The sequence below is a fragment of the Brevibacillus sp. MCWH genome (assembly GCF_013096935.1).
Taxonomy (GTDB): Bacteria; Bacillota; Bacilli; order Brevibacillales; family Brevibacillaceae; genus Brevibacillus; species Brevibacillus aydinogluensis.
Genome location: NZ_SDLF01000003.1, coordinates 85172 through 111439 on the forward strand (window position 1 = coordinate 85172; position 26268 = coordinate 111439).

Annotated in this window: 19 protein-coding genes; all 19 read left to right on the forward strand. The window is 56.8% G+C overall.

What is annotated here, in order from left to right; all coding sequences use genetic code 11:
* Positions 1 to 3 precede the first annotated feature (3 nt).
* The 19 genes from ETC00_RS03530 to ETC00_RS03620 all read left to right on the forward strand — a co-directional run bounded on the left by ETC00_RS03530 (position 4) and on the right by ETC00_RS03620 (position 26265).
* Positions 4 to 1968, forward strand: a complete 1965-nt coding sequence (locus tag ETC00_RS03530; RefSeq protein WP_171564579.1) for a tetratricopeptide repeat protein — start codon at positions 4 to 6, stop codon at positions 1966 to 1968.
* Positions 1969 to 2012: 44 nt separating this feature from the next.
* Positions 2013 to 3146: a glycine oxidase ThiO gene (gene thiO, locus ETC00_RS03535; RefSeq protein WP_171564580.1), complete on the forward strand. Its 1134-nt coding sequence runs from the start codon at positions 2013 to 2015 to the stop codon at positions 3144 to 3146.
* 2 nt (positions 3147 to 3148) lie between these two features.
* Entirely contained in the window at positions 3149 to 5155 is a 2007-nt protein-coding gene (locus tag ETC00_RS03540; protein ID WP_171564581.1) for a radical SAM protein, read from the forward strand.
* Positions 5124 to 5948, forward strand: a complete 825-nt coding sequence (locus tag ETC00_RS03545) for a tetratricopeptide repeat protein (protein ID WP_171564582.1) — start codon at positions 5124 to 5126, stop codon at positions 5946 to 5948. The genes ETC00_RS03540 and ETC00_RS03545 overlap by 32 nt, the downstream gene beginning before the upstream one ends.
* A 49-nt stretch (positions 5949 to 5997) precedes the next feature.
* On the forward strand, positions 5998 to 8430 hold the full coding sequence (locus ETC00_RS03550) for a lantibiotic dehydratase (RefSeq protein ID WP_171564583.1): 2433 nt from the start codon (positions 5998 to 6000) through the stop codon (positions 8428 to 8430).
* Between the two features lie 10 nt (positions 8431 to 8440).
* Positions 8441 to 9610 (forward strand): tetratricopeptide repeat-containing glycosyltransferase, encoded by a 1170-nt coding sequence (locus tag ETC00_RS03555; protein ID WP_171564584.1) that lies wholly within the window; start codon positions 8441 to 8443, stop codon positions 9608 to 9610.
* 175 nt (positions 9611 to 9785) lie between these two features.
* Positions 9786 to 11390, forward strand: a complete 1605-nt coding sequence (gene aceB, locus ETC00_RS03560) for a malate synthase A (protein ID WP_171564585.1) — start codon at positions 9786 to 9788, stop codon at positions 11388 to 11390.
* Positions 11391 to 11405: 15 nt separating this feature from the next.
* A complete protein-coding gene (locus ETC00_RS03565) occupies positions 11406 to 12095 on the forward strand; it encodes a FadR/GntR family transcriptional regulator (protein ID WP_171564586.1) in 690 nt (229 codons plus the stop codon).
* Between the two features lie 25 nt (positions 12096 to 12120).
* Positions 12121 to 13431: an FAD-binding oxidoreductase gene (locus ETC00_RS03570; RefSeq protein ID WP_171564587.1), complete on the forward strand. Its 1311-nt coding sequence runs from the start codon at positions 12121 to 12123 to the stop codon at positions 13429 to 13431.
* 1 nt (position 13432) lies between these two features.
* Positions 13433 to 14779 carry a (Fe-S)-binding protein gene (locus ETC00_RS03575; RefSeq protein WP_171564588.1) on the forward strand — a complete coding sequence of 449 codons (1347 nt, stop codon included), beginning with the start codon at positions 13433 to 13435 and terminating at the stop codon, positions 14777 to 14779.
* Positions 14780 to 14782: 3 nt separating this feature from the next.
* Positions 14783 to 16210: an FAD-linked oxidase C-terminal domain-containing protein gene (locus tag ETC00_RS03580; RefSeq protein WP_171564589.1), complete on the forward strand. Its 1428-nt coding sequence runs from the start codon at positions 14783 to 14785 to the stop codon at positions 16208 to 16210.
* Positions 16211 to 16249: 39 nt separating this feature from the next.
* Positions 16250 to 17947: an L-lactate permease gene (locus tag ETC00_RS03585; protein WP_212133180.1), complete on the forward strand. Its 1698-nt coding sequence runs from the start codon at positions 16250 to 16252 to the stop codon at positions 17945 to 17947.
* 181 nt (positions 17948 to 18128) lie between these two features.
* Positions 18129 to 19667: a spore germination protein gene (locus ETC00_RS03590; RefSeq protein ID WP_171564591.1), complete on the forward strand. Its 1539-nt coding sequence runs from the start codon at positions 18129 to 18131 to the stop codon at positions 19665 to 19667.
* A gap of 151 nt (positions 19668 to 19818) precedes the next feature.
* Positions 19819 to 21864: a molybdopterin-containing oxidoreductase family protein gene (locus ETC00_RS03595; protein WP_171564592.1), complete on the forward strand. Its 2046-nt coding sequence runs from the start codon at positions 19819 to 19821 to the stop codon at positions 21862 to 21864.
* 495 nt (positions 21865 to 22359) lie between these two features.
* Positions 22360 to 23073 (forward strand): urease accessory protein UreH domain-containing protein, encoded by a 714-nt coding sequence (locus ETC00_RS03600; RefSeq protein ID WP_171564593.1) that lies wholly within the window; start codon positions 22360 to 22362, stop codon positions 23071 to 23073.
* 116 nt (positions 23074 to 23189) lie between these two features.
* The gene (locus ETC00_RS03605; protein WP_171564742.1) at positions 23190 to 23276 is read left to right on the forward strand and encodes a YjcZ family sporulation protein; all 87 of its coding nucleotides are present in this window, start codon (positions 23190 to 23192) and stop codon (positions 23274 to 23276) included.
* A 115-nt stretch (positions 23277 to 23391) separates the two neighbouring features.
* A complete protein-coding gene (locus ETC00_RS03610; RefSeq protein WP_171564594.1) occupies positions 23392 to 23685 on the forward strand; it encodes a hypothetical protein in 294 nt (97 codons plus the stop codon).
* 176 nt (positions 23686 to 23861) lie between these two features.
* Complete coding sequence (locus ETC00_RS03615) at positions 23862 to 24623, forward strand: N-acetylmuramoyl-L-alanine amidase family protein (protein WP_171564595.1); 762 nt, start codon at positions 23862 to 23864, stop codon at positions 24621 to 24623.
* 649 nt (positions 24624 to 25272) lie between these two features.
* Positions 25273 to 26265 (forward strand): iron-hydroxamate ABC transporter substrate-binding protein, encoded by a 993-nt coding sequence (locus tag ETC00_RS03620; protein ID WP_171564596.1) that lies wholly within the window; start codon positions 25273 to 25275, stop codon positions 26263 to 26265.
* The last annotated feature ends 3 nt before the right edge of the window (positions 26266 to 26268 follow it).

The following is a 26268-nucleotide window of genomic DNA, read 5'->3' on the forward strand; positions in this document are numbered from 1 at the left end:
CGGATGAAGGTGAAAAGCCAAACGTCGAGATTGAAAGCGCAGCGGGAAATGGATGCACCAACCTTGTGGAAAACGCTCAAGCGGCGTTTGCAGGAGCGAGGCCATGACAGCATGTTCTGGCTGCTGGATGTGGACCATGGCATCGCGGCGGTGAGGGAAAACCTGGCAGACATGGATGTAAAGATTTTCGTCGTGGATGGAACGGAGTCCGATACGCTGGGGTTCAGTTCCCTGATGCCGCTGATTCGGGAAGCCCTTGGCGTGCTGATGGATGACAAGCGGGAAGAGGCATGGCTGAAAAGCGTCGCATCTGAAGTGCTGTACCTGATGCCGGAATTGCGAAGCGACGAGAAGTTTCGCTCCGCACCTGCCCTGGATGCCATCGCTGTGGCTCCGTCGCGCCGCCGACTGCACAAGGAGTCGGAGCAGATGTTCCGCGTCACCCAGATGGTCGTAACGCTTCTGGTGAAATATGCGAGACGTCAGGAGCGGAGCATTTTGTTTCACTTTGAGCATCTGGAGCGGATGGATGAACACACGTTGACGTGCATAGCCCGTCTGGCACAATGCCTCTTCTCCCTCCCGGCTGCCATCACCGCTACAGTGCACGAGGAGGGCGTGCCGGATGTGCTGGCGGCTTCCGGCGCAGGAACAGGACACGTAGCGTTTTTCCCCGTGGCGAAGATCCGCATCGACCTCTTGAACCGGATCGCCGAAAAGACAGGAGCAATCCTCTGCTCGCTAAAGGGCAAAGCGTACCAGGCCCCGGCAAGAGAGAGACAACCGGCGGGCGAGGCGGCTGCGGCGGCAAATGCGGAGCGTGAGAAAACCCGTGCCTTCCGCGAGGCGCTGCAGCGCGGCGATGTGCAGGCGATCGAAACAGCGGTTCTGGAATTGTTGGAAGTTTCCGTATTTACAAAAAATCACGACCACTCCCTGCGGGCGATCGCGCAGGTGTGGCCGATGCTTCCCAGGTTTTCAACAAAAAACCGGGTGGAAGTCATTCATCTGCTCGGCATCCTCTACGCCTATATGGGAGACTTCCCGACAGCGATTGACGTGTTCACATACGGGGGGCAGTTCGTATCGGACCCTGTACAGGCGGCGGAAAACAAATTTTTCCTGGCGTTGTTGTACACGAAACGGCTGAACGACTCCGTCACGGGACGCGACTACATCGCACAGGCTCTGGAGTGCCTCGCCGGCGTGCAGGGAGAACTGGCGGACATTGAGCGGACCTGGTTGAACAACCTGTGCGCCTTGACGTACGTGAACGAGAAAAACAGAAGCGCTGCCTACGAGTGCTGCCTCAAAGCGCTTGACTACATCAAACACGGACACCGCTCGAGCGACGCGATCCACATTAAAATCAACCTGATCTCCAACATCACCGTTCTGCACGAATACGGAAAAGAACTGGATAAGGCGATCGCCAAATGGATGTTCTTTGAAAAGTTTCTCAAAGCGTCCGGACCGGTGTTTGCCAAGCACTACTATTACCGCAAAGGCGGTCTGCAGTACAAGAACCGGCAGGTAGCGGAAGCGATCACATCGCTTACGGCCAGCTATCGGCTTGCCTGCGATCTGCATTCGCTCTTTTACCAGGACGTGATCGCGCGAGGACTGGCCGGCGTGTATTTCTGGGAAGGACAGTACGAAGAAGCCGCCCATTGGTATCAACTGGCGATCGACGCCAAGAAGAAACTGCTGCAGGAAGACAATCTCCCCAAAGTGGCGCTTGGCCGTGCGCTGAGCCTGCGAAAACAGGGACGAACCCTCGAGGCCGAACAAGTGCTCCGCGAAGCGCTGGACCTGCAGCCGACAGGGGACGCGGCGGAAAAAGCGAAAAAGGCGCTGTCCCGCTGGAACGACCTCTCCGCTGAGGAGCTGGAGGAGCTGATTTCGTACGCGATTGACAAACCGGACACCAAACTGAATCGACCGTTTGATCTCACCAATCTCTATTGATTTGCTCCTCCAATGAAAAGAAGACGAAAAGGGGGTGGTATCCCTTGGAACGCACATCTGACGTTATCGTAGTCGGTGCGGGGATTGTCGGCTCGGTACTTGCCTATCTGCTGGCACATAGCGGACGCAGCGTCCGGATGCTCGATCGCGGGCTGTCTGGCGGGGAGGCATCCGGCGCCAGGGCGGGGCTGCTGACCACTGTTGCAGAGGGCAGCGGGAAGGGACCGTATCTCGATCTGTCCGTACAAGGCCTGGCGGAGATGCGAACAATTATTCAACAACTGGAAGAAGAAACAGGGATAGACTGCTGGCTGGAATGCCACCCGCTGTACCGGATCGCGACAAATGAGCAGGAACGGGACATGATGTTTGCCCTCTATCAGGAACGTCGCCAACTGGGAGGGCAGGAAGAATGGCTGGAACCAGAGCAGGTGCGGCGGGAACAGCCCCTGTTGTCCCCGCGCGTTACCGGAGCCATGCGCAGTCCACAGGAGTATCACGTCACGCCGGGGTTGTTATTGAAAGCCGTGCTGCAGGCTGCTCGCCAGCACGGAGTGCTTGTGCAGGAAAACACGGCGGTCACTGCATTCTTGACGGAAGGGCAGCGCGTGATCGGGGTGGCTGCCGGAATGGAGCACTATTACGCGGAGCATGTGATTCTGGCGAACGGAGCGTGGTCACCGGAACTGCTAAAGCTGGTCGGCATTGATTTGCCGGTGACCCCTTTGCGGGGACAGATGCTGGTCGTTTCGCTTGCGGGATTCGCTCTGCCTTGTCTGATAAACACTGCACGCGGCTATCTGGTCCCGAAAAAGGACGGTCGCATCGTCGTCGGGGCGACGCAGGAACACGCCGGCTTTGCCAAGGAAATCACCGTTGCGGGCATCACGCACCTGCTGAAAGTGCTCTCCGCAGTTCCCGCCTTGGTGCAAGCCAGGATTCATGATACATTTGTCGGATTGCGCCCAATGTCCAGCGACGGAATGCCGCTGATCGGCCCCCTGCCCGGGTGGGAGGGACTGCATGTCGCGACGGGTCACGCCCAGCACGGTATCCTGCTCAGCGGAATTACCGGCAGGATGATGACCGCCTACCTGAACGGTGAAGACCCGGGCGAACTCTGGCGCCATTTTCAGGTCCAGCGAGTCTTGACATGTAAAGCGGAAACGGAGGTATGACCATGTTCTCCTTGCAGGTGATCGTTCCCCCTCAGGCCGATCCGTCGAGCGTCCCGTACCGCGCCTCCACGCTTGCCAAGCGCTTGCGGGCGCTGCATCACACTGTTCGGCTTGATGACGACAATCAGCATGCCTACGACTTTTTCCTTGATCCGAAAAGATTGACGGCCTGCCGGCTGGAAGCGGAGCGCACGCTGAACCAGATGGAGGAAGGCAGCAGGCTGTCAACACTTCGGGAAGAGTACCTGTATTACCGAACTGGCCGCGCGCTGCTGTACGGCGCCAATCTGCCCAAGCAGGTGGAACACGCCTGGTCTGTCCTGCAAAACCGGGGTTCCTCTGTCGCGCAGCGCGAGGAGGCAAAACGCATCGTGCAGCACGCCTTGGAAGTAGCGGGACTGTCCGCCTTTCCGTCGCTGATTTCGCTTCATGACCTGAATCTGCCGTATTCCAGCGAATCGTCCGAGCAGTGCCGTCGAGCGGCCGTTGACGATGCGGTTAATCCGTACGTCCCCTTTTGGCGAGAGCGGGTCGGGCAGATCAAATCGGATCGTCCGGATGCGGTCATTCTCTGGATCGAAGTGGATCAGCAGGTGATCCCGTCGCTGACGCTGGCCCGCATGTTAAAGGAAGCAGCAGTCTCTGCCGAGATTGTGTTGGCCGGTCCTTTCGCCCAGTTCATCAGTCGAGCGCTCGGGGGAAGCAATCCGTGGAAGGAGTGGATCGACACCCTCGCATGCGGTCCGGGTCTGTTCTCCGGGATCACAGTGCAGGAGCAGCCATTGCTGGCAGAGGGTACTGACAGCCCGGACCTGTGGACGTTGGAAGGACTGCCGTTGGACCGTTATCTCGGCCAACCTCCCGTGGCGGTGCTCCCGCTTGTGGAGGACGACCCTTTCTTCGATGGAAAGGGGGATAAAGAAACAATTGCCGGCTTGTATCAGCGGATGCGCGCATTGTCGCAACGCAAACCAACGCTTCGCTTTTACCTCTCCACACCGCTTATCCCGGAATGGCTGTGCGAACTGGCGCGCTTGATGGAAGCGGACGGCTTCCGGCCTGCCTGGGGCAGTCTGGTCTCCTATGGCACCTGGCTGTCTGCGGAACAAGCGGCTCAACTGGCCGCGGCCGGCTGCGAGTTTTTGCACTTCGAGCTGAAAGGATTCCTCGGTTATCCCGATCAGCATACGGCCAAACAGCAGATGACCGATTCCTGGAGAAACGCTCGCGCAGCAGGTTGCAGCGTGCTTTTGTCGGTGGTGTTCGGCCATCCGCTGTCAGATCCGCGGGATTTTGAGGCGTTTGTCTCTTTCCTCAACGAGCACCAATTCGCGTACGATCGGCTGGTTCGCTTTCAACTGTTCCGGCTTACCCCGGGAAGTCGTTTTTGGAACGATCCGGCCGCTTACGGCATCGTCGAGATCGGGGAGGCAGAGCGGGAGCGTGATCTGAAGCGCCACTTCCCGTTTGTGTCCAGGTATGGAGTGAACAGTGCGGACCTGTACCCGCTTGCAGCGGATTATATCGCCGGATTGAAAAGACGTGCGGGTGACCTCCCGACGACCGCCCTGAAACTGGATGATTGGGCATTTCGGGGGGAAGGACGCAGTGCAGTTTCGCAGCAGGCGAACCAGTTGCCGGACGAAGGCGGGGAAGCGGTCCTGCAGCTCTCCCCGGACGTGGAGGCCCGCCGCTTTTCTTATCCGTTTGGCACGCTTGAGCAGCGTTGGCGGACATTTCTGATCGGGCAAACTCCCTGGCCGGAAGCAGAGCCGCTTCAACAATCACTTACGTATGTCGTCTATCGAAACGACCGGGGGAAGATGTCGGTGGTAAACAGCGCGGTGTTCAACGTGATCGAGTTGTGCAGACAGCCGGTCAAAGAGGCCGAGCTTCTGGCGAAATTCCCCGCCCGACAGGCGGAGTCACTACGCAGTCTGCTTCGCAAATGGAAAAAAGAAGGGATGGTGCGGGTCTATGCCGAATCCGCAGCCGCTCTCTCCGATTGAGAGCAGCAAATCGTCCGGTTTGCTGGTGCAGGATGGTTCCCGCTTTCGGATCAAGTTTTACCTGCTCTGGGCCTGGTGGCATCTCTGCCTGCTCGTTGTCCCGCGCAGTTCCTCGGCCCGTTTCCATCTCGGCAACGCCTATGCTGCGCAAGGCATGGAGGAGCAGGCGATCAAAAACTGGAAGCGGTGTGTAGAACAGGAACCCGGACATGCAAAGGCATGGCACAATCTCGCTGCGCTGTACATGCAAAAAGAGCGGTGGAGTGAAGCGATGCAGGCATTTGCGCAACTGCGGCGGCTGCATCCCGCGCAGGCGGAACACGCTTTTCACTATGGGCGATGCCTGGAAGAAGCGGGTCAGGTGTCAGAAGCGCTGCAGGTGTACGAGCAAGCACTGGAACAGGCTCCGGAGCAGATCGAGTGGCGCTATGCGGTGGCCAAAAGCCTGCTTCGCCACAAGCGTCTGAAGGAAGCGGCCGAACACCTGCGGCACATCGTCGCGGTGCGCGAAGATCACGTCGGCGCGTATGAACATCTGGGAAAAATCTATCTGGCTCTGAAAAAGTATGAAGCTGCTGAGCGCATGTTCCAGAAGGCGCTCGCCCATGCCGAACATCCCGACCCGCTGTATTACGTGCTGGGGATGGTGGCGGAGCGGCGCGGACAGGTGGAGGAAGCCCGCGCGTATTATGAGCGCATCACGGCACCCAACCTCGTCACTGAAGCAAAAAAACGCCTCGAAGCGATCCGGCAAGAGCAGGCCAAGGCACAGACAGAGCAGATGCAGGGATGACTTCTGTTCGCCGTCGTCAGCGTGGAGAATGCCAAAAAGGGGTGATTGAGTGGCTGGTCAGTGGTCGTTCTTGTCAGCGTTTATTGTCAGAAGCACGGGTTTTCCCCAGCATCTTATGGATCCGATTGAGTTTTCCGCCACTGTGGAGCAAATGCAGGCGATTTTACGCGCTGAGGCAGAGCTCAAGCGGGAACAGGAACATTTTTTGCAGCAGTTTCCCGCGTGGGTGAAAACGTTGGAGGAAACGCATCCGAAAGGCGATCCGGTTTTCAAGCGGTTGTACAAGTGGCGAAAAGCAGTCGAAAAGGGAAGCGCACTGCCTTTGGAAAATCCGCTGCCTGACGTACTGCCGCTCGTTGAATGGCGCAATCGCTACGAAGCAATCCGTGAGCACAAAATGCGTCTGACGACCGAGTTGGCAGCGATTTTTGAGCGCGAGTGGCCCCAGTGCATGGAGGCGTTCAAACGCGTGCTTTCCCTGCCGCGCGTGCAGGAAGCGGTCGCACACTCCAGTGCGCAGGTCTGGCGGTCGCTGCAGCGCTTTCTAGCCGCCGATGCGAAAAAGTTGAAATCGTCCGGCAAGCGCTATGACAGCCGCACATTGATTCGCTACCTGCAGCGTTTTTTGTTCAAAAATGACACGACGAGCTTTTTTGGTCCGCTCAACTACGGCTTGTTTCGAGACAGTGAACAGCTGCTTACGGTGGAGCGAAGCGGTCCGATTCCAAAACGCCGCCGCAGCTTTTTGACCTATTGGGCGGTGGAGGCACTGGCAGAGCAGGTGAGCCGCCGCAAGGAATGGCGCGAGTACATGCCGATCGCTGTGCACGATGCGTTTTATCTGGTGGAAACAGGGCTGGTTCACGCCCAGACGCAAAAACGGATCCCTCTGCCGTCCGAAGTCGTGCGGGTGCTGCATCGGGCGGATGGTCAAACTCCGGCGCGGGATTTGTTGGCAGGATGCACAGAGACGACGAGGAGTACTTTGGAAAAACTGCGGGACAAAGGAATCATCCTGTGGGAATTCCGTGTTCCGCAAGCGTGCCATGAGGTGCTGGAAGAACTGCTCGCCTTTGTGGACGCTCTCCCGGCCGATGAGGCACAGCGGCAGTGGAGCGCTGATTTGCGGCAGTTCGCTGCGTGGCAAACGGCCTACAGCGCTGCCGACGCGCAAGGCAAAACGGAGATTCTGGAACAGGCGTCCGCACTGTTTGAACGGCTGACCGGACGCGATTCCACCCAACTGCATGGCGAGACGTATGCGGATCGTTCGCTGTTTTGTGAGGAGACGCTGGGCGATGTGCAGGAATTCTTGATTAGCCTGGACATGAAGGAGGACTTGGAGCAAAGGATCAGCCCGCTGCTCGATTGGGGCGCGGCGGTGGCGATGAAAAAGCGGGAGCATGCTCAGCGTCAGGCCAGGCAGATTGTTGCGGCGATGAGGGAAGAGTGGGGCCAGGAGAAACTGCCGTTTCTCGCCGTATTGTCGGAATTGACCAGCCGGATGAGCAGCGAAGGGTTCCATCCTGACTTTTCCGACATCGTAGAGCGGTTGAATGCGAGCGGGAAGCGGGACCAGCGGGTCGTCGAGCTGCCGGACGAGTGGCTCCGCGAACAATCAGCCGGTCACGCTTTCGATCAGCGGCTGTGCGTCTGCTCCCCGGACCTCATGCTGCAAGCGAGAAGCGTGGAACACGTCAATCGCGGCGAGTATCAATGGGTGATTGGCGAAGTACATTGCTGCACGCAGGGCATGAGCAACCTGCTCTATTTCCATCCACAGCGCGAAGCGCAGATCGCCGAGGTGAGGGAGGCATTAAAAGCCTTGCCGAACGGCGAATTTCTGGCAAACGTCGTATTGAAACAGCGGGCAGGCAAAAGCTTCTTTGTCGAAATGTTCGAGCAGACGTTGACGCTGCTTGGGCGTTCGCAGAAAGGAGGTGATGCCGTACGGACATTTTCTGAACTCTGGGTCGTGGAACAAGACGGAGAATTGGTGCTGGTGGATGCGGACGGCAAGCGGTTCATTCCGTACATGGGCGACCCGAATTCACCAGTCGCTTTTGTCTTTGCCGAGCCGAGCATCGAAATTCCCAAAATCAGGACGGAGGGGCACCTGCCCCGTCTGACGTATCGTGGCCTGGTGGTCCAGCGGGAGACATGGAACCTGCCGGCAGCCGACTGGTTGTCCGATTCCACGTTGCCGCATGAACGGTTTCTTCACGTGTGGCGGTTAAAAGAGCATTACGGCATGCCCGACGAGGTGTTCGTGCGTGTGAACAGTGAGTTGAAACCTTTTTATGTCAACTTCCGATCGTATTTTCTGGTCGACCTGCTCCTCACGCATCTGCGGGGAGAAACACGGGTGACGTTCAGTGAACGGCTGCCCGACCGCTCCTCGGAGTGGTTTTCCAACGACGAAGGAGCGTATTGCTGCGAACTTCGCACCAATATCGTAAGGCGTCAACCATCAAACCAATGAGGTGAGAACGATGTTGAAAAACCTGAGTGCGTGCGTCATCCTGCGTGTCCCGGCAGAAGAACCGTTTCTCCATGCGAGTTTGTCTTCGTTCCGTCCGCTGACGGAAGACCTGTACATTCTGGACATGGGGCAGCATGCGTTTGCAGAACGATTTGCGGAAGAATACGGTGCCCGCGTGGTCCGCGTTCACGATCAGCCGCACGAAGCCGCCATGTTGAACATCATGCTGAAGGAAGCCAACAAAGAGTGGCTGATTTGGATGGATGCGGACGAGTTTATCCTGGAAGGCCATGCGTTGATTGGCGAACTGGTGCAGGACGGGAAGACCAAAGCAGCGAGCGTCCGGGCGATTCACTTCGAGGACCCGGTCAGCACGTTTGATGAACCGCGAACTTACCGCCTGCTGAATCTGCAGCCCGACTCCCGCTTTTTGGGAACGATCGATCCGCAGTTGGTCCTTCCGGAAGACCGGGGAGCGGTTGTGGACAGCGAAATCAAAATCGCCCACCGCGCCTACATGCAGGACGAGATCATCATCCAGAAAAACCATCTGCGCGTCAAAAATTTCAGCCGACACCTTGAGGAGCATCCGGATGACCGGTTTGCACGCAACAAACTCGGGTACTATCTGATGGCAATCCGCGAGTGGGGCAAAGCGCTCGAGCAGCAGAACATCCTGATCGAGTCTGATCCGAATGACCCTGAGAATCCGCTGTTTATGCTGCGTGCCGCCACGTGCGCCCTGTCGCTGAATGACAGCGAACTGGCCCTGCAGTACGTCGAGCGGGCAATTGAGCAGCAGCCGAACTTCTCCGACGCTTATTTCATGCTCGGTACGATTCTGGTGCGGCACAACCGCCTGGACGAAGCAAAAGCCGCTCTGCAGCAGGCGCTGGAGCGCAAGGCGAAGACGCCGTATTACCTCTTGGCAGACGAGAGCATGTCTACCTGGAAACCGCTCAACGAACTGGCAGAGATCAGCCGCCGCGAAAACCGGTTGTTGGATGCGGTCCGCTTCCTCGAGCGCAGCCTTGAAGTGTATCCGACCAACTATCGGACCAATCTGATGCTCGCGTCCTTGTACAAACAACTGAACCGACCCGAAGATGCGAAAAAAGCGTACCAAGCGGCAATCACCATCAATCCCGCAATACTGCAAAAGAAAGCAGTGAAGCCTTGAGGCGTGTTGGGCTGCATGGGCAGGCGAGCGCAAAGAGTGCGTCAGGACAGTTGATCCTGGCGCGCTTTTTTTTGGCGTGGTCTGGAACAACCACGTGACATGATTTTTCCGCTCATCACATATCTGATAACTGAACAGGGTTCGATTTCCCATCAGGAATGGAGTGAGGACAATAGTGGCGGTAGGAGGACAACAGGTAAACGGAGTGCAGATTGCCGGGACAGTTACGCCGGCGTTTGCCGAGATTTTGACGCCGGAGGCACTGCGGTTTGTCGCCGGGTTGAACCGGGCGTTTGCCGCGCGGCGGGACGCGCTTTTGCGGCAGCGGGTCCTGCGACAGGCGGAACTGGACACCGGTAAAAAGCCCGATTTCCTGCCGGAGACCAAACACATCCGCGACAGTTCGTGGACGATTGCGCCAATTCCATCTGATCTGAAGGATCGTCGGGTGGAAATCACCGGGCCCGCCGGAGACCGAAAGATGGTGATCAACGCCTTGAACTCGGGGGCGAAAGCGTTCATGGCTGATTTGGAAGATGCCAATTCGCCGACGTGGGTCAATACCATCCAGGGGCAGATCAATTTGCGGGACGCGGTCAACCGCACGATCCGGTACGTCAGTCCCGAAGGCAAGACGTATGCCCTGAAGGAACAGGTGGCCACCTTGATCGTGCGGCCGCGCGGCTGGCACCTCGATGAAAAGCACCTGCTGATCGATGGAAAAGCGGCGTCCGGCAGTCTGGTCGACTTCGGACTCTACTTCTTTCACAATGCCAAGACGCTGATCGCAAACGGTTCCGGTCCCTATTTTTACCTGCCCAAACTGGAGAGCCATCTGGAGGCGCGGCTGTGGAACGACGTGTTCGTCTGGGCCCAGGATCAATTGGGAATCCCTCGGGGAACCATCAAGGCGACCGTTTTGATCGAAACGATTTTAGCCGCTTTTGAGATGGACGAAATCATCTGGGAACTGCGGGATCATATGGCCGGACTCAACTGCGGACGCTGGGACTACATTTTTAGCTACATCAAAAAGTTTCGCCGCGACCCGGATGTGATTCTGCCCGATCGATCGGTCGTGACCATGACGGTCCCATTCATGCGGGCCTATTCCCTTCTGACCATCAAGACGTGCCACAAGCGCAATGCCCACGCGATGGGCGGTATGGCCGCCCACATTCCGGTGAAACACGATCCGGCTGCAAACGAGGAGGCCCTGAAACAGGTCCGGGCGGATAAACTCCGGGAAGTGCGCGACGGGCACGATGGCACGTGGGTCGCGCATCCGGGATTGGTGCCTGTCGCGATGGATGTGTTCAACCAGCACATGCCGGCCCCCAATCAAGTGGAGAACAAACGGGAAGACGTGCATGTGACAGCCGCAGAGCTGCTGGCGGTTCCCAAAGGGCCGATCACGGAAACGGGGCTTCGGACCAACATCCACGTCGCCATTCGATACATCGCAGCCTGGCTGAACGGTACCGGCGCTGTCCCGATTTTTAATCTGATGGAAGACGCTGCGACTGCGGAAATCTCCCGTGCTCAGGTCTGGCAGTGGATTCGCCATCCGAAAGGCATCCTGGAGGACGGGCGGAAAGTTACGGCGGCATTGACAGAACAAATCCGGGACGAAGAGCTGGAGAAAATCAGGGAGGCAATCGGCCGGGAGGCGTATGAGGCGGGACGCTTCGAGCAGGCTGCCCGGCTGTTTACCGAACTGGTCCTGGCCGATGAATTCGTCGAGTTTTTGACCATCCCCGGCTATGAGATCTTGGAGTAGGGAAGGAGTGAGCAGATGGAAGCGGTCAAAATCGACAGACAGAAGCTTTCTGACAGGGTGGCGCTCCAAATAGAGCAGTGGATTACCGCAGGACATGTACGGCCCGGCGCCAAGCTTCCATCTGTACGGGAATTGTGCCAACTGTTTAACGTGGGCCGTACCGCTGTGCGAGATGCCATCACGACGCTGAAAGGGAAAGGATTGGTGGAAGTCCGACACGGCAACGGCACATTCGTCCGCCAGTCTGACTGTTCTCGCGTCTTTCAAGGCGTGAGCCTCGTGCGCAAAGAGGATATCCACAAGCTCTTTGCGGTGAGGAAAATCCTTGAGGCAGGGACGGCCGAACTGGCGGCGGTTCACCGCAATACGGACCACCTGTACCACATGAAGAAGACGTTGGAACGCTTGGCCCAGGCGGATTCGCGGGATGGGTGGAGAGCCGATCTCCACTTCCATCTTGCTATTGCGGAAGCCACGCAAAACGAGCACCTCGTGCAGTTGATGCAGACCGTTTCGTCGGCGATCCGCAAGGGGATCATGGACTGCCACCGGATCATTCTGGCTGATGCCGAGCAGGAGCGGGTGATTTTTCACCAGCATGTGGCTGTGTTCGAGGCCATCCGCGATGCAAAACCGGAACAGGCGAGACAAGCGATGGTGGAGCATTTGGCCCATGTGGAAGCCTTGTTGAACGGAACGTTGTGACATTGTGTGCAAGGGAGGGAAGAACATGGACGCGACGCTGATCTCACAGGTCATTGGTACGGGGAGCATACGGCCGGCGGCGAACTCGTCCCACGTTCTCGGCAATCACGGCTTATACGAAGTCTTTCCGGAAACCGAAGAAGAGATCGCAGCAGTGCTGAGAGCGGCGTACGAACAAGGGTGGACCGTCATTCCGATGGGCGGCGGAACGAAAAGAGGTTTTGGCGGTACCGAAGCAAACACAGACATCCTGCTCGGTCTGTCCGCCTTCCGGGGGATTGTCGACTACGCGCCAGGTGACATGACCGTGACGGTCAAGCCCGGAACGACCATCCAGGAGATCAATACGCATCTGGCTGCCCATGGCCAGATGCTTCCGTTCGATCCGTACTGGCCCCGGCATGCGACCGTCGGCGGCGTCGTGGCTGCCAACGACAGCGGGCCGAAGCGCATGCGCTACGGTTCGGTCAGGGACCACGTCATCGGGATGCGCGTCGTCTATCCCAATGGCCGCATTATTCGAACAGGCGGCAAGGTAGTGAAAAATGTAGCCGGCTACGACATGAACAAGCTGTTTATCGGCTCCATGGGGACGCTGGGCGTCATGAGTGAAATCACGCTGAAACTGCGCCCGCTCCCGCCCTTTCAAACCCTGCTGCTCCTCGCATTCTCCCGCTCTGACTTTACTCAGATCCGCTCCTTTGCAGTATCTCTCCTCGATTCCCTAATGGAACCCGTCTCGATGGAATTCCTCAGTCCCGCTGTCAACCAATACATGAGTGGAGGAAACGGGTATGCGCTGGCGATCGCCTTTGAAGATGAAGAGAAAGCGGTCCGCTATCAGGAAGAGTGGGTAAAGGCACGACTGCCGAAAGATACGGAGATTCTGTCTTGGGAGCAGGAGGAAGCTGCAGAGTGGTGGATGCGTTTCGCCCGGCTGCCTCCCTCCGCCCTTTCTTCCGGAGATGGAGAGGAAACGATGGCGATAAAAATTGGCAGTAAAAACCTGGATGTGCTCGAAATCGTCAAGACCTGCCATGAGCTCGGCGAACGGTACGACCTGGCCGTCCAGACCCACGGCGGGGTTGGTCACGGCATTACCCGCGTCTATTTAAGGGGAAACCCGGCGCATTTTGCCGCATACCTGACAGAGATACGCTCGCTGGCCGAAAGCAGGGGAGGCTATGCAGTCATACAGCACGCTACGCTCAAACAGAGGCGAGAGCTGGACGTGTGGGGGAGACAACCTGCCGCCTTTTTCCTGATGGAGGGCATTAAGCGAACCATCGATCCGCGTCGTGTGTTAAACCCAAACCGATTCATAGGGGGGATCTGACGTGAGTGCGCCTGTATCTCATGCAAAAGGCAATTTTCGGTGGGAAGATCCGCCGGACGAAGAGAAGTATTCCGCATGCGTTCACTGCGGGCTCTGTCTGGAGTCGTGCCCCACCTATCTGGAGACAGGGCATGAGCAGCAATCCCCGCGCGGCCGGGTACATCTGATCAAGTCCGTGGCAGAAGGAAAGCTATCGATCAGTGCGGGGATTGAAAACCCTGTCTTTACCTGCCTCGATTGCCGCGCATGTGAGACTGCCTGCCCGTCTGGCGTACAGGTGGGCTCGCTGATTGAGGCCGCTCGCGGACAAATTCGCAAGGCCATTCCGCTCACGGGTTGGAAAGCGTTTCTTCATTCCTTTTTTCTGAGAGGCGTGTTTCCTCATCCATCCCGGCTGCACATGGTGGGAAATCTGTTGAAGATGTACCAGAAAAGCGGTTTGCAGTCGCTCTTCCGAAAAACGGGACTGCTCAACCTGCTCCCGCAGCACCTGCGAGAGATGGAGCGCGTCCTGCCGACCGTCACCGATCCCGTTATGCGTACGCGCCCGGAAGTGATTCCGGCGGCAGGACCGGCCAGGGGGAGAGTCGGCCTGCTCACCGGTTGCGTGATGGATGTGATGTTTGGTGAGATCAACGCAGCGACGATACGCGTGTTGAATCGAAACGGGTACGACGTGATCGTGCCGCGCGGACAGCGATGCTGCGGAGCGCTTCACATTCACGCGGGCGACCGGGAGCAGGGAAAGGCGCTGGCCAGACAAAACATCGACGCGTTTCTGGCGGCGGATGTGGAGAGCGTGGTGGTAAACGCAGCGGGCTGCGGATGTGCGCTCAAGGAATACCCCGAACTGTTGCGCACCGATCCCGCGTATCACGACAAAGCCGTTCGCTTTGCGGAAAAAGTGGAAGACATCTCCCGGTTCCTGGTTGCCCGCGGTTATCAGAAACCGCGCGGCAGGGTAGAGGCGAGGGTGGCGTATCATGATGCCTGCCATCTCGCCCACGGGCAGGGCATTCGCGACGAGCCGCGGCAGCTTCTGCGCGAGATTCCGGGAGTGGAGTGGATCGAGATGGCGCTTGCGGACCGCTGCTGCGGCAGCGCCGGCATCTACAATCTGACCAATCCCGAGATGGCCGGCAAGATTCTGGACGAGAAAATGAAAGCCGTCCCCGATCAAATTGATCTGCTCGTGATGGGAAATCCCGGCTGCATGTTGCAGATGATAATGGGGGCGAGGAAGCACGGTCGAACGACAACAATCGTCCATACCGTACAACTGCTGGATTGGTCGTACGAGCGGGAAGCGCTGACTGCGAACCAAGCGGAAGCGGTAAGGGGGGAATGATCCATGTCGGCAATCGACCCGATTGTCCATGAACTGGCGCGGATTGTGGGGGCGGATTCCATCCTATATCAACAGGAGGATCTGATGACCTACGAGTGCGACGGCTACACTGTGCACAAACACCCGCCGCGGGCTGTCGTCTTTCCGTCCTGCACTCAAGAAGTTGCCGCAGTGGTGAAGTATCTGCACGACCAAAACATCCCGTTCATCCCCCGCGGAGCGGGAACCGGGTTGAGCGGCGGAGCCGTCCCGTTGGGCGGCGAAGTGATCATCAGCCTGGTGAAGATGAAACGGCTGCTTCACGTCGATTACGAAAACCGTCTGGCCGTGGTGGAACCTGGCTTCGTCAATCTGAAACTGACAAATTCCGTAGCGGGCAAAGGCTACTATTACGCACCCGACCCTTCCAGCCAATACGCCTGCACCATCGGCGGCAATGTGGGGGAAAACGCGGGTGGGGCCCATTGCCTCAAGTACGGCGTGACCACCAACCATGTGCTCGGCCTTGAGGTGGTGCTGGCAAACGGAGAGATCGTGGAAATCGGCGGCGTTCCCGATGCACCGGGCTACGACCTGATGGGGCTTATAACCGGGTCGGAAGGAACCTTGGGGATCGTCACCCGGATCACGGTGCGCATCTTGAAAAATCCGGAAGGGAAAAAGACGGTGCTGGCTTATTTCGACAGTGTGGAAGAAGCAAGCCAGGCCGTCTCCGACATCGTGGCGGCCGGCATCATACCTGCGGCGCTGGAGATGATGGACAAAACGGCGATCGAGGGCGTGGAAGCAGGCACGTATCCGATCGGGCACCCCAAGGAGGCAGAAGCGGTTCTCTTGATCGAAGTGGACGGGATTGCCGCCGGCATTGACGATCAGATCGCAAAGATCGTGTCCGTTTGCCAGGGCAGAAAGGTGTCGGCGGTAAAGGTGGCCGCGACCGAGGAGGAACGGGCGAGATGGTGGGCCAACCGGAAAACGGCCTTCCCCGCGATGGGTTCCATTTCACCCGATTATCTCGTACAGGATGGCGTCATTCCGCGCAGCCGGCTGCCGGAAGTGCTGGAGAAAATCAGACAGATCAGCGAGCGTTCTGGGCTGAGGATCGCCAATGTATTTCACGCCGGAGACGGCAATCTGCATCCGTTGATCTTGTTTGACAGCAGAATCCCGGGCGAAACAGAACGGGCAGTCCGGGTGGGATCGGAAGTGCTGAAGGTGTGCGCGGACGCGGGAGGCTCAATCACGGGCGAGCATGGAGTAGGCATCGAGAAAAAAGAGGAGATGCGGTACATCTTTACGGATGACGAGCTGGACGCCCAGTTGCAGATTCGCAGCGTATTCAATCCGCGGAATCTGCTCAATCCGGACAAAATATTTCCCAAACCGGGCCGCTGCACGGAAATGAGGACGGCACCGGTTAAAACCTGTTGAATTGCAATGACGATTCTGAATTAAGGGTGTGGCGTTATGATGACGTGGTCACAAATATTCAGCCCGGTGGGAGGGAGTCTGGGCCTCTCCGCCCTGGTTGCAGTGATCCCGATTCTCTATTTTTTCTGGGCGCTGGCCGTAAAACGCATGAAGGGCCATGTGGCCGGTTCGACTACATTGCTGGTGGCTGTGCTGATTGCGATTTTGGTGTACGGGATGCCGGTCGGCATGGCAGTCATGTCGGCCATTCAAGGCGCTGTTTACGGAATCCTGCCGATTGGCTGGATTATTATCGCGTCCGTCTTTTTGTATAAACTGACGGTAAAATCGGGGCAGTTTGACATCATTCGTTCGTCCGTTGTGTCCATCACGGAAGACCGCCGCCTGCAGGCTCTGCTGATCGCCTTCTCGTTCGGGGCCTTTCTGGAAGGAGCGGCCGGCTTTGGAGCGCCGGTCGCCATCTCGGCGGCACTGCTGGCCGGGATTGGTTTTCATCCTCTCTATGCGGCGGGCATTTGCCTGCTCGCCAACACGGCACCGGTCGCCTTTGGTGCCATTGGAACGCCGATCATCGCCGTGTCTGGTCCGACAGGCATTCCGGCCATTGACATTTCCCAGATCGTCGGCCGCCAACTGCCGCTGCTCTCCATCCTCGTTCCGTTTTATCTCGTCGTGCTGATGTGCGGCTTTCGGCGGACCATGGAAGTGCTGCCTGCCATTTTGGTTTCCGGCATTTCGTTTGCCGTCACGCAGTTTTTCACTTCCAACTACATGGGACCGGAACTTCCCGATATTCTCTCCGCCCTGGTTTCGATTGTCTGCCTGACGCTCTTTTTGAAAGTGTGGCAGCCCCGGTCGATCTTCCGCTTTGAAGCAGATCAGACCGAAACAAGAACGGTTGGTGGTGCTGGAGCGACAGGAGGGAAAAACGGGGAAACCCTTTTGGCGGGGCGGGTTCTGTACGCTTGGTCGCCATTTTTGGTGCTGACCGCGCTGATTTCCTTGTGGGGAATTCCAGCGGTAAAATTGGCATTGACCGGCAAATACGAAGGGGGCAACGTGCTCCTGTCCGCCCTCAATTCGATCGGCAAGGCCCTCACCTTTGCACCACCGGTTCCCGGCCTGCACCGGCTAGTCATTGGCGCCAACGGTAAGCCAATCGACGCGGTGTTTAAGCTCGAACTGCTGGTGGCGGCAGGGACGGCCATCCTGTTTGCAGCGGTCATCACCAAGTTCATCTGCCGCCTTTCCTGGAGAGAGTGGGGGAAGACGTTTGGTGAGACCCTGTGCGAACTGCGCTTTGCCATCGTAACGATCGCCTCCGTCGTCGGTTTTGCCTATGTGGCCAACGCATCCGGAATGAGCACGACCCTGGGGATGACCTTGGCGGCGACAGGGATCCTGTTCCCGTTTTTTTCGCCCATCCTGGGTTGGCTGGGGGTATTTCTCACGGGCTCGGACACTTCGTCCAACCTGCTCTTCGGCGGTCTGCAAAAGGTGACGGCCATCCAACTGGGCATGGACCCAGCATTGGCGATCGCCGCCAACAGCAGCGGTGGTGTTACAGGCAAAATGATCTCGCCGCAATCGATCGCCGTCGCCTGTGCGGCGGTGGGGCTGGCTGGAAAAGACGCCGACCTGTTCCGGTTTACGTGTAGGCACAGCGTGTTGCTCCTGCTGATCATCTGCATGCTGACCTATCTGCAGACAAATATCCTCTCCTGGATGCTGCCGTAAACGAAATCATCCTTCCCCCGAATCGATCCCATTTATATGATAATCGAACATCCTGTAAGCAATACTATACCTATTACCGGATATACGGAAGGACAGCTATCAAACGACCATGAAGTTCAACCTGTTTTGGCGCAAATCGGTGGATAGATCGAAACGGTTCCTGTTACGCGAGACACAAGCGGTGAACACAATCGAGAAGACGCCCCTTCACGCGTCGCTGGTCAAAAACGCGGAGGTGCTGACGGAGCGCCTCGGCCGCAACAGCGATTTCGCCGCCTGCCACTTCACGTGTCTGGACAGGAATGTCAGCCTGTTCTTTCTGCACAGTCTGGCCGATTCCGACCGCCTGAACCGGCAGGTGATCGTTCCCCTCCAGCAGAGAGCGGGCATGTTCCCGACAGCTGTGGAGACGTCTTTGGCCGAGGACGAGGAAAAAAGCCTGATCCTGTTTATCCAGGAGAACATCATATCCGCAAGTGACATACAGCGAGTAGAGGACTGGCAGGCCGCGATTGAGCAGATCCTGCACGGCAAAGCGCTGCTCCTGGTGGAGGGCGAGTCGGTCGGTCTGGCGGTGGGAGTCAAAAAGGAATACAGCCGGAACATCGAGCAGCCGGAAACGGAACAAAGCGTCATCGGATCGAAAGACAGCTTTGTGGAAACGCTCAACACCAATATCGGCCTGGTTCGCCAGCGCCTGCGCGACCCGTATCTGCGGGTGGAATCCATCGTGGTGGGAAGACGGACGAAGCAGGAGACGGCCGTCATCTACCTGGCAGACGTGGCCAATCCGCAGGTCGTGGAAGAAGTAAGGCGGCGTCTTTCCTGCATCGAAACAGACAGCCTGATCGGCCAGATGCAGCTACTGGAATATCTGGAGGACAATTCGTTCTCCCTGTTTCCCCTCATGCGCCCCACGGAACGGCCTGACGTCACCTGTTCCTATCTGATTGAGGGAAACGTGGCGGTCATGGTCGAGGGGACGTCGCATGCGCTGATCCTGCCGATCACGTTTTTTCAAATGCTGGAAACGGTCGACGACTACTACACCAGCTGGCAGTACGCCACGCTGATCCGCATTGTGCGGATGGTCGCCCTGTTTCTCAGCATCACGACGCCCGGGCTGTACCTGTCACTCGTCGCGTACAACCCGGAGCTGATTCCCACCCGGCTGCTCATCTCCATGGACGCCGCACGTGTCAAGGTGGCGTTTCCTATCTTTATGGAAATTTTTATCATGGAATTCATCATAGAGATCATCCGGGAAGCTGGCGTCAAACTGCCCAGGCCGGTCGGACAGGCGGTCAGCATCGTCGGCGGTATTGTGATTGGGCAGGCGGCTGTGAACGCCAACCTGGTCAGTCCCGTGACGCTTGTCATCGTCGCACTGACCGCGATCTCCTCCTTTACGTCGCCTGTGTATTATCTCGGCATCACACACCGGATTCTGCGTTTCTTTCTGCTGGTCTGCAGCAGTCTGCTGGGGACGTACGGATTCATCCTGGGCCTGCTCTTCATCCATGCCCATGTGGCCAGGCTGGTTTCGTTCGGGGTTCCCTATCTGTCGCCGTTTTCTCCGTTGCGTTTGCGCGACTGGACGGATATGCTGATTCGCATTCCGATGAAAAAGCTGCGTACGCGTCCAGCGTTTCTGAAAACGCGCAAGCCCAAGAAGGGAGAGGACACCCCGATGGTGCAGCGCGACCGGCGAAACACGTGAAGGCATCGTTGGCGACAAGGGAGTTGACAGGTGCGAAATCAAGCGCGTATCGTGATAAGATAAACGAAAAAAAGTCACGATCGTCGAGCAGAGCAACTGCGTATGCCGGGCAGTTGGTTCCATCGTGTAAAAACGGGAGAGGAGATACACTGTGGAGCACTACGCCAATCAGCCAAGTGGAGTTTTTCCGTCTGTCTGCTCACTGGATTGTCCGGATCAATGCGGTCTCCTTGTACACAAAAAAGATGGAAAGATTGTGAAAATCGAGGGCGATCCCAACCATCCCGTCACCCGGGGAGCTATCTGCAACAAGGTACGAAACATGACAGCGCGAATCTACGACCCCAAACGGCTCTCCTATCCGTTAAAGCGTGTGGGCGTAAAAGGGGAAGGCAAATTTGAACGAATCAGCTGGGACGAAGCGATTGAAACGATTGCTGCCCGCTGGAAGGAATTGATTCGCAGCGAGGGGCCGGAAAGCATCCTGCCGTACAGTTTCTACGGCAACATGGGCAGGCTCAGTGCGGAATCGATGGACCGCCGGTTTTTTCACCGCCTGGGCGCAAGCAGGCTGGAGCAAACGATTTGCAATGCAGCCGGAACAAAAGGGTACGAGTATACCATGGGCGGCAGCTTTGGGACGGACCCCGAGGATACGGTCCATGCCAAGCTGATCATCATGTGGGGGATTAATGCGGTCAGCACAAACATGCACCAGGTGGCGCTTGCCGAGAAAGCGCGCAAAAACGGAGCCCAGGTCGTCGTGATCGATGTGCACAAAAACCAGACCGGACGTTGGGCAGACTGGTTTATTCCGATCATGCCCGGGACGGACAGCGCACTTGCCCTTTGCATAATGCATGTGCTGTTTGCCGAAAACATGGTGGACGAAGATTTTCTCCGCCAGTATACCGTAGGGCATGAGGAGCTTCGGGAGCATGTAAAGCGGTACGAGCCCGCTGCCGTTTCCGCCATTACGGGTGTTCCCGTGGAGGATATTGTCCGGCTGGCCCGCATGTACGGTCAAGTGTCCCCATCTTTTATCCGCATCGGAAACGGGCTGCAGCATCATGACAATGGCGGCATGTGCGTGCGGACGATTGCCTGTCTACCCGCGCTTACCGGCCAATGGCTGAAAAAAGGGGGCGGAGCGATCAAGGGGAACGGAGAGTACCTGCGGTTCAACAAGCAGGCGCTGCAGCGTCCTGATTTGCGCGCCGATAATCAGGCGCGCCTGATCAACATGAATCAGCTGGGGGATGCCCTGCTTGAGCTAGACCCGCCGGTGCGTTCGCTGTTTGTGTACAGCAGCAACCCGGCTGTTGTGGCCCCGGAAGCCAACAAGGTGCGCCGCGGGCTGGCCCGCGACGATCTGTTTACCGTCGTGCACGACATGTTTTTGACGGAGACGGCCATGTATGCCGATCTCGTGCTTCCGGCGACATCTTCTTTTGAAAACACGGACTTTTACACCTCGTACTGGCATCACTACATTCAATTGCAGCGGCCAGTGATTCCGCCGTATGGAGAAAGCAGGTCCAATGTGGAAGTGTTCCGCCTGCTGGCGAAAGCGATGGGATTTGATGAACAGGCATTTCAGGACACGGAGGAGGAGCTGATCCGGCAGGCGCTTTCCAACCACCGGAACCCGTATCTGGAAGGCATCGACTATGAAACACTGGTGGAGAAGCAGTATGTCAAGGCAAATGTAAAACCCCTGTTTCCGGGACGCCTTCCTACACCCAGCGGGAAAATCGAGCTGTATTCGGAAAGGATGGAGCGGGAAGGATATCCGCCGCTGCCGACGTATGTGCCGCTTGCCGAAGCCGAAGACGGCGATTACCCGTATTGGTTTATTCCGGCGCCCAATCATAATTTCCTCAATTCGACTTTCTCCCATCAAGACAAGCACGTGCAGCTGGAAAAAATGCCTCGACTGCACATGAATGCTGCCGATGCGGCACGGGCCGGAATCAACAACGGGGATAAGGTGCGGGTCTGGAACGAACGTGGCGAGTGTGAACTGGTCGCCGCCATAGGCGAGAATGTGCTGCCCGGCGTAGTGGTAAGCCAGGGGCTCTGGGCGGATATGACAGGCACGAAACGGTTGGTGAATGCGCTCACGCCGGACCGTCTTGCGGACATGGGCGGCGGAGCCACCTTCTTTTCTGGACGCGTCAACGTGGCAAAAGCCTAGCTTGCTGCACAGTGAGAGCCACACCCACTTTGGCGGGATGTGGCTCATTCGTGTATGCTGCTTGCTGTCGGAACCATTACCTGATCACGGCAGCAGCAGCGAGGGCTGCATGCAGCTGGGGCACTTAATAACCCCTTCTCCAGGGACGTCGGCAGCATTCCGGGGGACAGCGTCTGCAAAAGTCCGGACAGAATCGCCGGCGCGGCGGACGATATTGCGATGGAGATTGGGCGGGCCAATACGATTGGTCCCACGATTCTGTCGACCAATAAGGCGATTGTGTGGACCATTGTTCGGACGATTGGTCATGCCATTGTCCAGGATAATTGTACATACACATCACCCTCTTTTCTATATTCTGGCATTACCATACCTGTATATTCGCGTGCCGACACGCTTGCATAGGCAAGCAACATTCACAGATGAAAATAGGGTTGCCACCCATCGGAAGATTTGATAGGTAAAAATGGAAAAAGAGAGGGCGGAATCACAGATATGGAAGCGAGTTTGTTGTCGGTGCTGGCAGTTGCGTTTGTATTGGGGATCAAACATGCGATTGAACCGGACCATGTGATCGCGGTATCCACGGTCGCCACGCAGACGAAGCGATTGGGGAATGCGTCGTTGGCCGGTTTGTTCTGGGGAATCGGACATACCGCCACGCTGTTTGTCGTCGGCATGGTATTTCTTCTGGTAAAGAACGGCATTCCCGAAAAAGTGGCCATGTCGTTGGAGTTCCTCGTCGGGATCATGCTTGTATACCTGGGCGTTACGAGTCTTCGTTCCCGTAAGAAACGGCACATCCAGGTGCATGAGCATGAACATGACGGGGAACTGCACAAAAATGCCTTCTCGCACGTACAGAGCGAGTCCCGCAAACACCTGCAACGGGTGTCGTACGGAAAATCCCTGCTGATCGGACTGGTGCATGGGTTGGCGGGCAGCGCTGCGCTCGTCCTGTGGACAATGGCTGCGGTGAAGAGTGTATGGGAAGGCGGCCTGTATATCCTGGTATTTGGGGCCGGCACGATTATCGGTATGCTCCTGACCACGACGATCATCGGGATTCCCTTCGTCATCAGCGCGAAAAACGCCGGAATAAGCCGCGTGCTGACACAATTGACCGGAGGGATCAGTGCCGTGTTTGGCCTGTATTACATGTACAACCTCGGCGTTGTAGAGGGGTTGTTCAGGATGTGGCTGCAATAGGGGCATTCGTATCGTGATGCAAAAGAAATTTTTGTCACCATGGGTACGCGTATAAGCATTTCCTACCTTTTGTACATAGAGTATGACGACTACATGTGCGAAAGGAGGAATTGCATATGGGTATCTTCCATCGTGATGGGTTTGCGCTGGCATTGGTATTGTTCATACTGCTGGTCATCGTCGGGTGTGATTGCGACTGTTAAAGACGGCGATGATTGCGCTGAGGTGCAAAGGGGCTCCCCCTTTGCTTTTTTTCACTTCTCGCAGTGTACGTGCCCATAGACGCTGAGTACACCGTCACGAAAAAGAGGTGATTGCATGCGCAAAATCAAACCAGACGGCGAATACCCTCAGGAATTTCACGATTGGCTCAGAGCCAACAAGGTGCCCAAGCGGGAGCGAAGGAACCCGGAAGCGCTGCAGAAGCACTTTCAGGAATGGAAGAAGATCAATGCGCCTCGCAGGCGATCCTTGTTTGCCTTTCCCAGACTCAACCTCGATTTGGGAACCATTGTCGATCAGGTGAGGACAGTCAGCGAACTGCTGCAGACGCTGCAACAGGCAGGCGAGTTGATTCGTCCTCAGAAAAAACATCACGATGATATGATGTAAAGGGGGCGTACGTCCCTCTTTTTTGTTGACGAGAGGGTTTTCGAAGTCCCCCTGCATGCACACGGACATGAATTCACCCCGCAGGTTGTCTATACTGCGTCACAGCGGAATCGGCGGCGCATGTCCGCTTTTTCGTTGGAACATACTACGAAAAAAGCCGGAAAGGTAGAGGGAGAATGAAGCGAACATGCGTCGTGTTCACGGCGTTTCTGCTCCTGTATCCTGGGCATGCCATTGCTTTCAGTCAGGCAATTTCTCCCATCCATGTGATCATTGATGCGGGACACGGGGGGATTGACGGAGGAACCTCTTACGGAGGCCTGTACGAAAAGGACATCAATTTGGAAATTGCGCGACGAGTGTATCATCAATTGTCCGCCGAAGGGTATCAGGTGATCCTCAATCGCACCGGGGATTATGCGCTGAGTGATGAAAATCGGTGGTCCAAAACGTCATCCCGTCACAAGCGCGACTTGGCGCAGCGGCGGGGCCTGGCTGCCGCATTGGACCCGCAAATCATGGTCAGCCTGCATGTGAACTGGTCTACAAACCCAAACACGCGCGGGGGACTTGTGCTGTATCAGCAAAACCATCAAAGTTTCCTGCTTGCGGACATCCTGCAGCATCACTTAAACGAACTGTATGGCAAAAAGGATGAACCAAAAGCGGGAAAGACGTATTATTTGCTGCGCCACTCCATATGTCCGACTGTGATTGTGGAAATGGGATACATCAGCAATGCGCGGGATCGGGAGCAGATGACGCGTCCGGAAAAGCAGGCCGAACTGTCGAGAGCGATTTGTTCCGGCATTCGCGAATACTTCCTGCTGGTGGGCAGCATGCAGAAGGACGACCTCGAGAAAGCGTCGTGGACTCAATTTTGGAAAGATGTGTGGCAGAAGGGAAAGCAGTTGTGGGAAAAAATTCAGGCGATGTAGCGGCGGACGCACAGCACCGTGGAACGTCAATCAGCAGAGGGAGAGCAGTTGCTCTCCCTTTCAGCGTGTAGACAAAGTCCGTGGCGCATGGGTGATCGGGCCCGCTCGCTCTCTTGACGACCAGCAAAGTAGTGGATATTGTTCGCTACAAAACGCGACGCGGGCAGGGGACAAACATCTGGGCATTTCGACGAAGTGAGACTTGTGTCCCCTGTATTCCCCGCGTCTAGCGTTTTTCCGCTGTGCAGGTCGTCAAAGGAGCTCGCTTGGCCCATCACTCCATGCCGTGTACTTTTTCTCCACCTTCGGTTTGATTAATCTGCAGGCCTTTCGGCCTGACAACGATGAAAGATGGTTTTACATTCGGAACTTCGATCAAAAAAATACAGTTTGTCATCAGTCTGAAAAGGAGAGCAGCTGCTCTCCCTTTGTTCGTTCCCCAGGACGTCGCGTCAACCAATGGCTGGCAGAAGTGAATGCGGACTGCCCATCAGCGAATCGTGGAGGAATATGTACGGATGTGATCTGGATTTTGTCCATGCTGTTTTCTGTATATTGTCCATGTTCATCAAGGGCTTTCGTCCTTAGAATTAGCAATGAGAATCATCCTCAATTACTAGAGAGGTTGCTGAAAGGAGATTTACTGCACATGAAAAAGGGATTAAAGCGTGCAGGGACGGGGTTCGTCGCCCTGCTCATGCTGTTGTTGGCGGCTTGCGGTTCTGCTGACAAGACTGCCACGACGAATGTGAACAACAGCGCGGGTAATGTGGTGCCCGCCGGAAATACGGCTGAACAAACGACGAGAACAGTCCGCTATCTGGACAAGGATTACACCGTCCCGGCCAAAGTGGAACGGATCGTCATCACCGGAAGCCTGGAAGCGATGGAGGACGCCGTCGTGCTTGGCGTGCAACCGGTCGGCGGTATTACCATCGGGGGAAAATTCCCGGACATATTCAAGGAGATTACCGGGTCGACGGTGTCGATCGGCGAGAAGACGCAGCCGAATTTTGAGACGATTCTCCAATTGAAGCCGGATGTCATCCTGGGCACCTCCAAGTTCAAGCCGGAAGTCATGGAAAAGCTGGTCAAAATTGCGCCGACGTTTCCGTACTCCCACATTTCCACCAACTGGGAGAACAATCTCCGCCTTCTCGCGGAGCTGACGGGCAAACAGGACCTGGCAGAACAGGCGCTTGAGAAATACAAGGCGGATGTGGAAGCGGCAAAGGCACAGCTGGGCGAGAAGCTGAAAGGCAAAAAGGTTGTGGTCATTCGCTACAGACAGGGCAACATCAACATCTACCCGGAGAATGTATACTTCAACGACACGCTGTACAAGGATTTGGGCCTGGAAGTGCCGGAACCGATCAAAGCGGCCAAGGCGCAGGAGACCATTTCCCTGGAAAGGTTCAGCGAAATGAACCCGGATTACGTGTTCGTACAGTTCTCCCTGGATGAAAACGCGCAGCATCCGAAAGCGCTGGAAGAGGTGCAGGCCAATCCGATCTGGCAGAGCATCAATGCAGTCAAAAACAACAGGGTGTATGTGAACGTCGTCGATCCGCTTGCCCAAGGCGGCACAGCGTGGAGCAAAATCAACTTTCTGAAAGCTGCCGTGGAGAAACTGTCCCAGTAATCT

Coding starts and splice junctions, on each gene's coding strand:
- ETC00_RS03530 (WP_171564579.1), top strand. CDS start 4: ATGAAGGTGAAAAGCCAAACGTCGAGATTGAAAGCGCAGCGGGAAATG.
- ETC00_RS03540 (WP_171564581.1), top strand. CDS start 3,149: ATGTTCTCCTTGCAGGTGATCGTTCCCCCTCAGGCCGATCCGTCGAGC.
- ETC00_RS03605 (WP_171564742.1), top strand. CDS start 23,190: ATGGGTATCTTCCATCGTGATGGGTTTGCGCTGGCATTGGTATTGTTC.
- ETC00_RS03570 (WP_171564587.1), top strand. CDS start 12,121: ATGGACGCGACGCTGATCTCACAGGTCATTGGTACGGGGAGCATACGG.
- ETC00_RS03565 (WP_171564586.1), top strand. CDS start 11,406: ATGGAAGCGGTCAAAATCGACAGACAGAAGCTTTCTGACAGGGTGGCG.
- ETC00_RS03620 (WP_171564596.1), top strand. CDS start 25,273: ATGAAAAAGGGATTAAAGCGTGCAGGGACGGGGTTCGTCGCCCTGCTC.
- ETC00_RS03615 (WP_171564595.1), top strand. CDS start 23,862: ATGAAGCGAACATGCGTCGTGTTCACGGCGTTTCTGCTCCTGTATCCT.
- ETC00_RS03545 (WP_171564582.1), top strand. CDS start 5,124: ATGCCGAATCCGCAGCCGCTCTCTCCGATTGAGAGCAGCAAATCGTCC.
- ETC00_RS03585 (WP_212133180.1), top strand. CDS start 16,250: ATGACGTGGTCACAAATATTCAGCCCGGTGGGAGGGAGTCTGGGCCTC.
- ETC00_RS03555 (WP_171564584.1), top strand. CDS start 8,441: ATGTTGAAAAACCTGAGTGCGTGCGTCATCCTGCGTGTCCCGGCAGAA.
- ETC00_RS03580 (WP_171564589.1), top strand. CDS start 14,783: ATGTCGGCAATCGACCCGATTGTCCATGAACTGGCGCGGATTGTGGGG.
- ETC00_RS03600 (WP_171564593.1), top strand. CDS start 22,360: ATGGAAGCGAGTTTGTTGTCGGTGCTGGCAGTTGCGTTTGTATTGGGG.
- ETC00_RS03610 (WP_171564594.1), top strand. CDS start 23,392: ATGCGCAAAATCAAACCAGACGGCGAATACCCTCAGGAATTTCACGAT.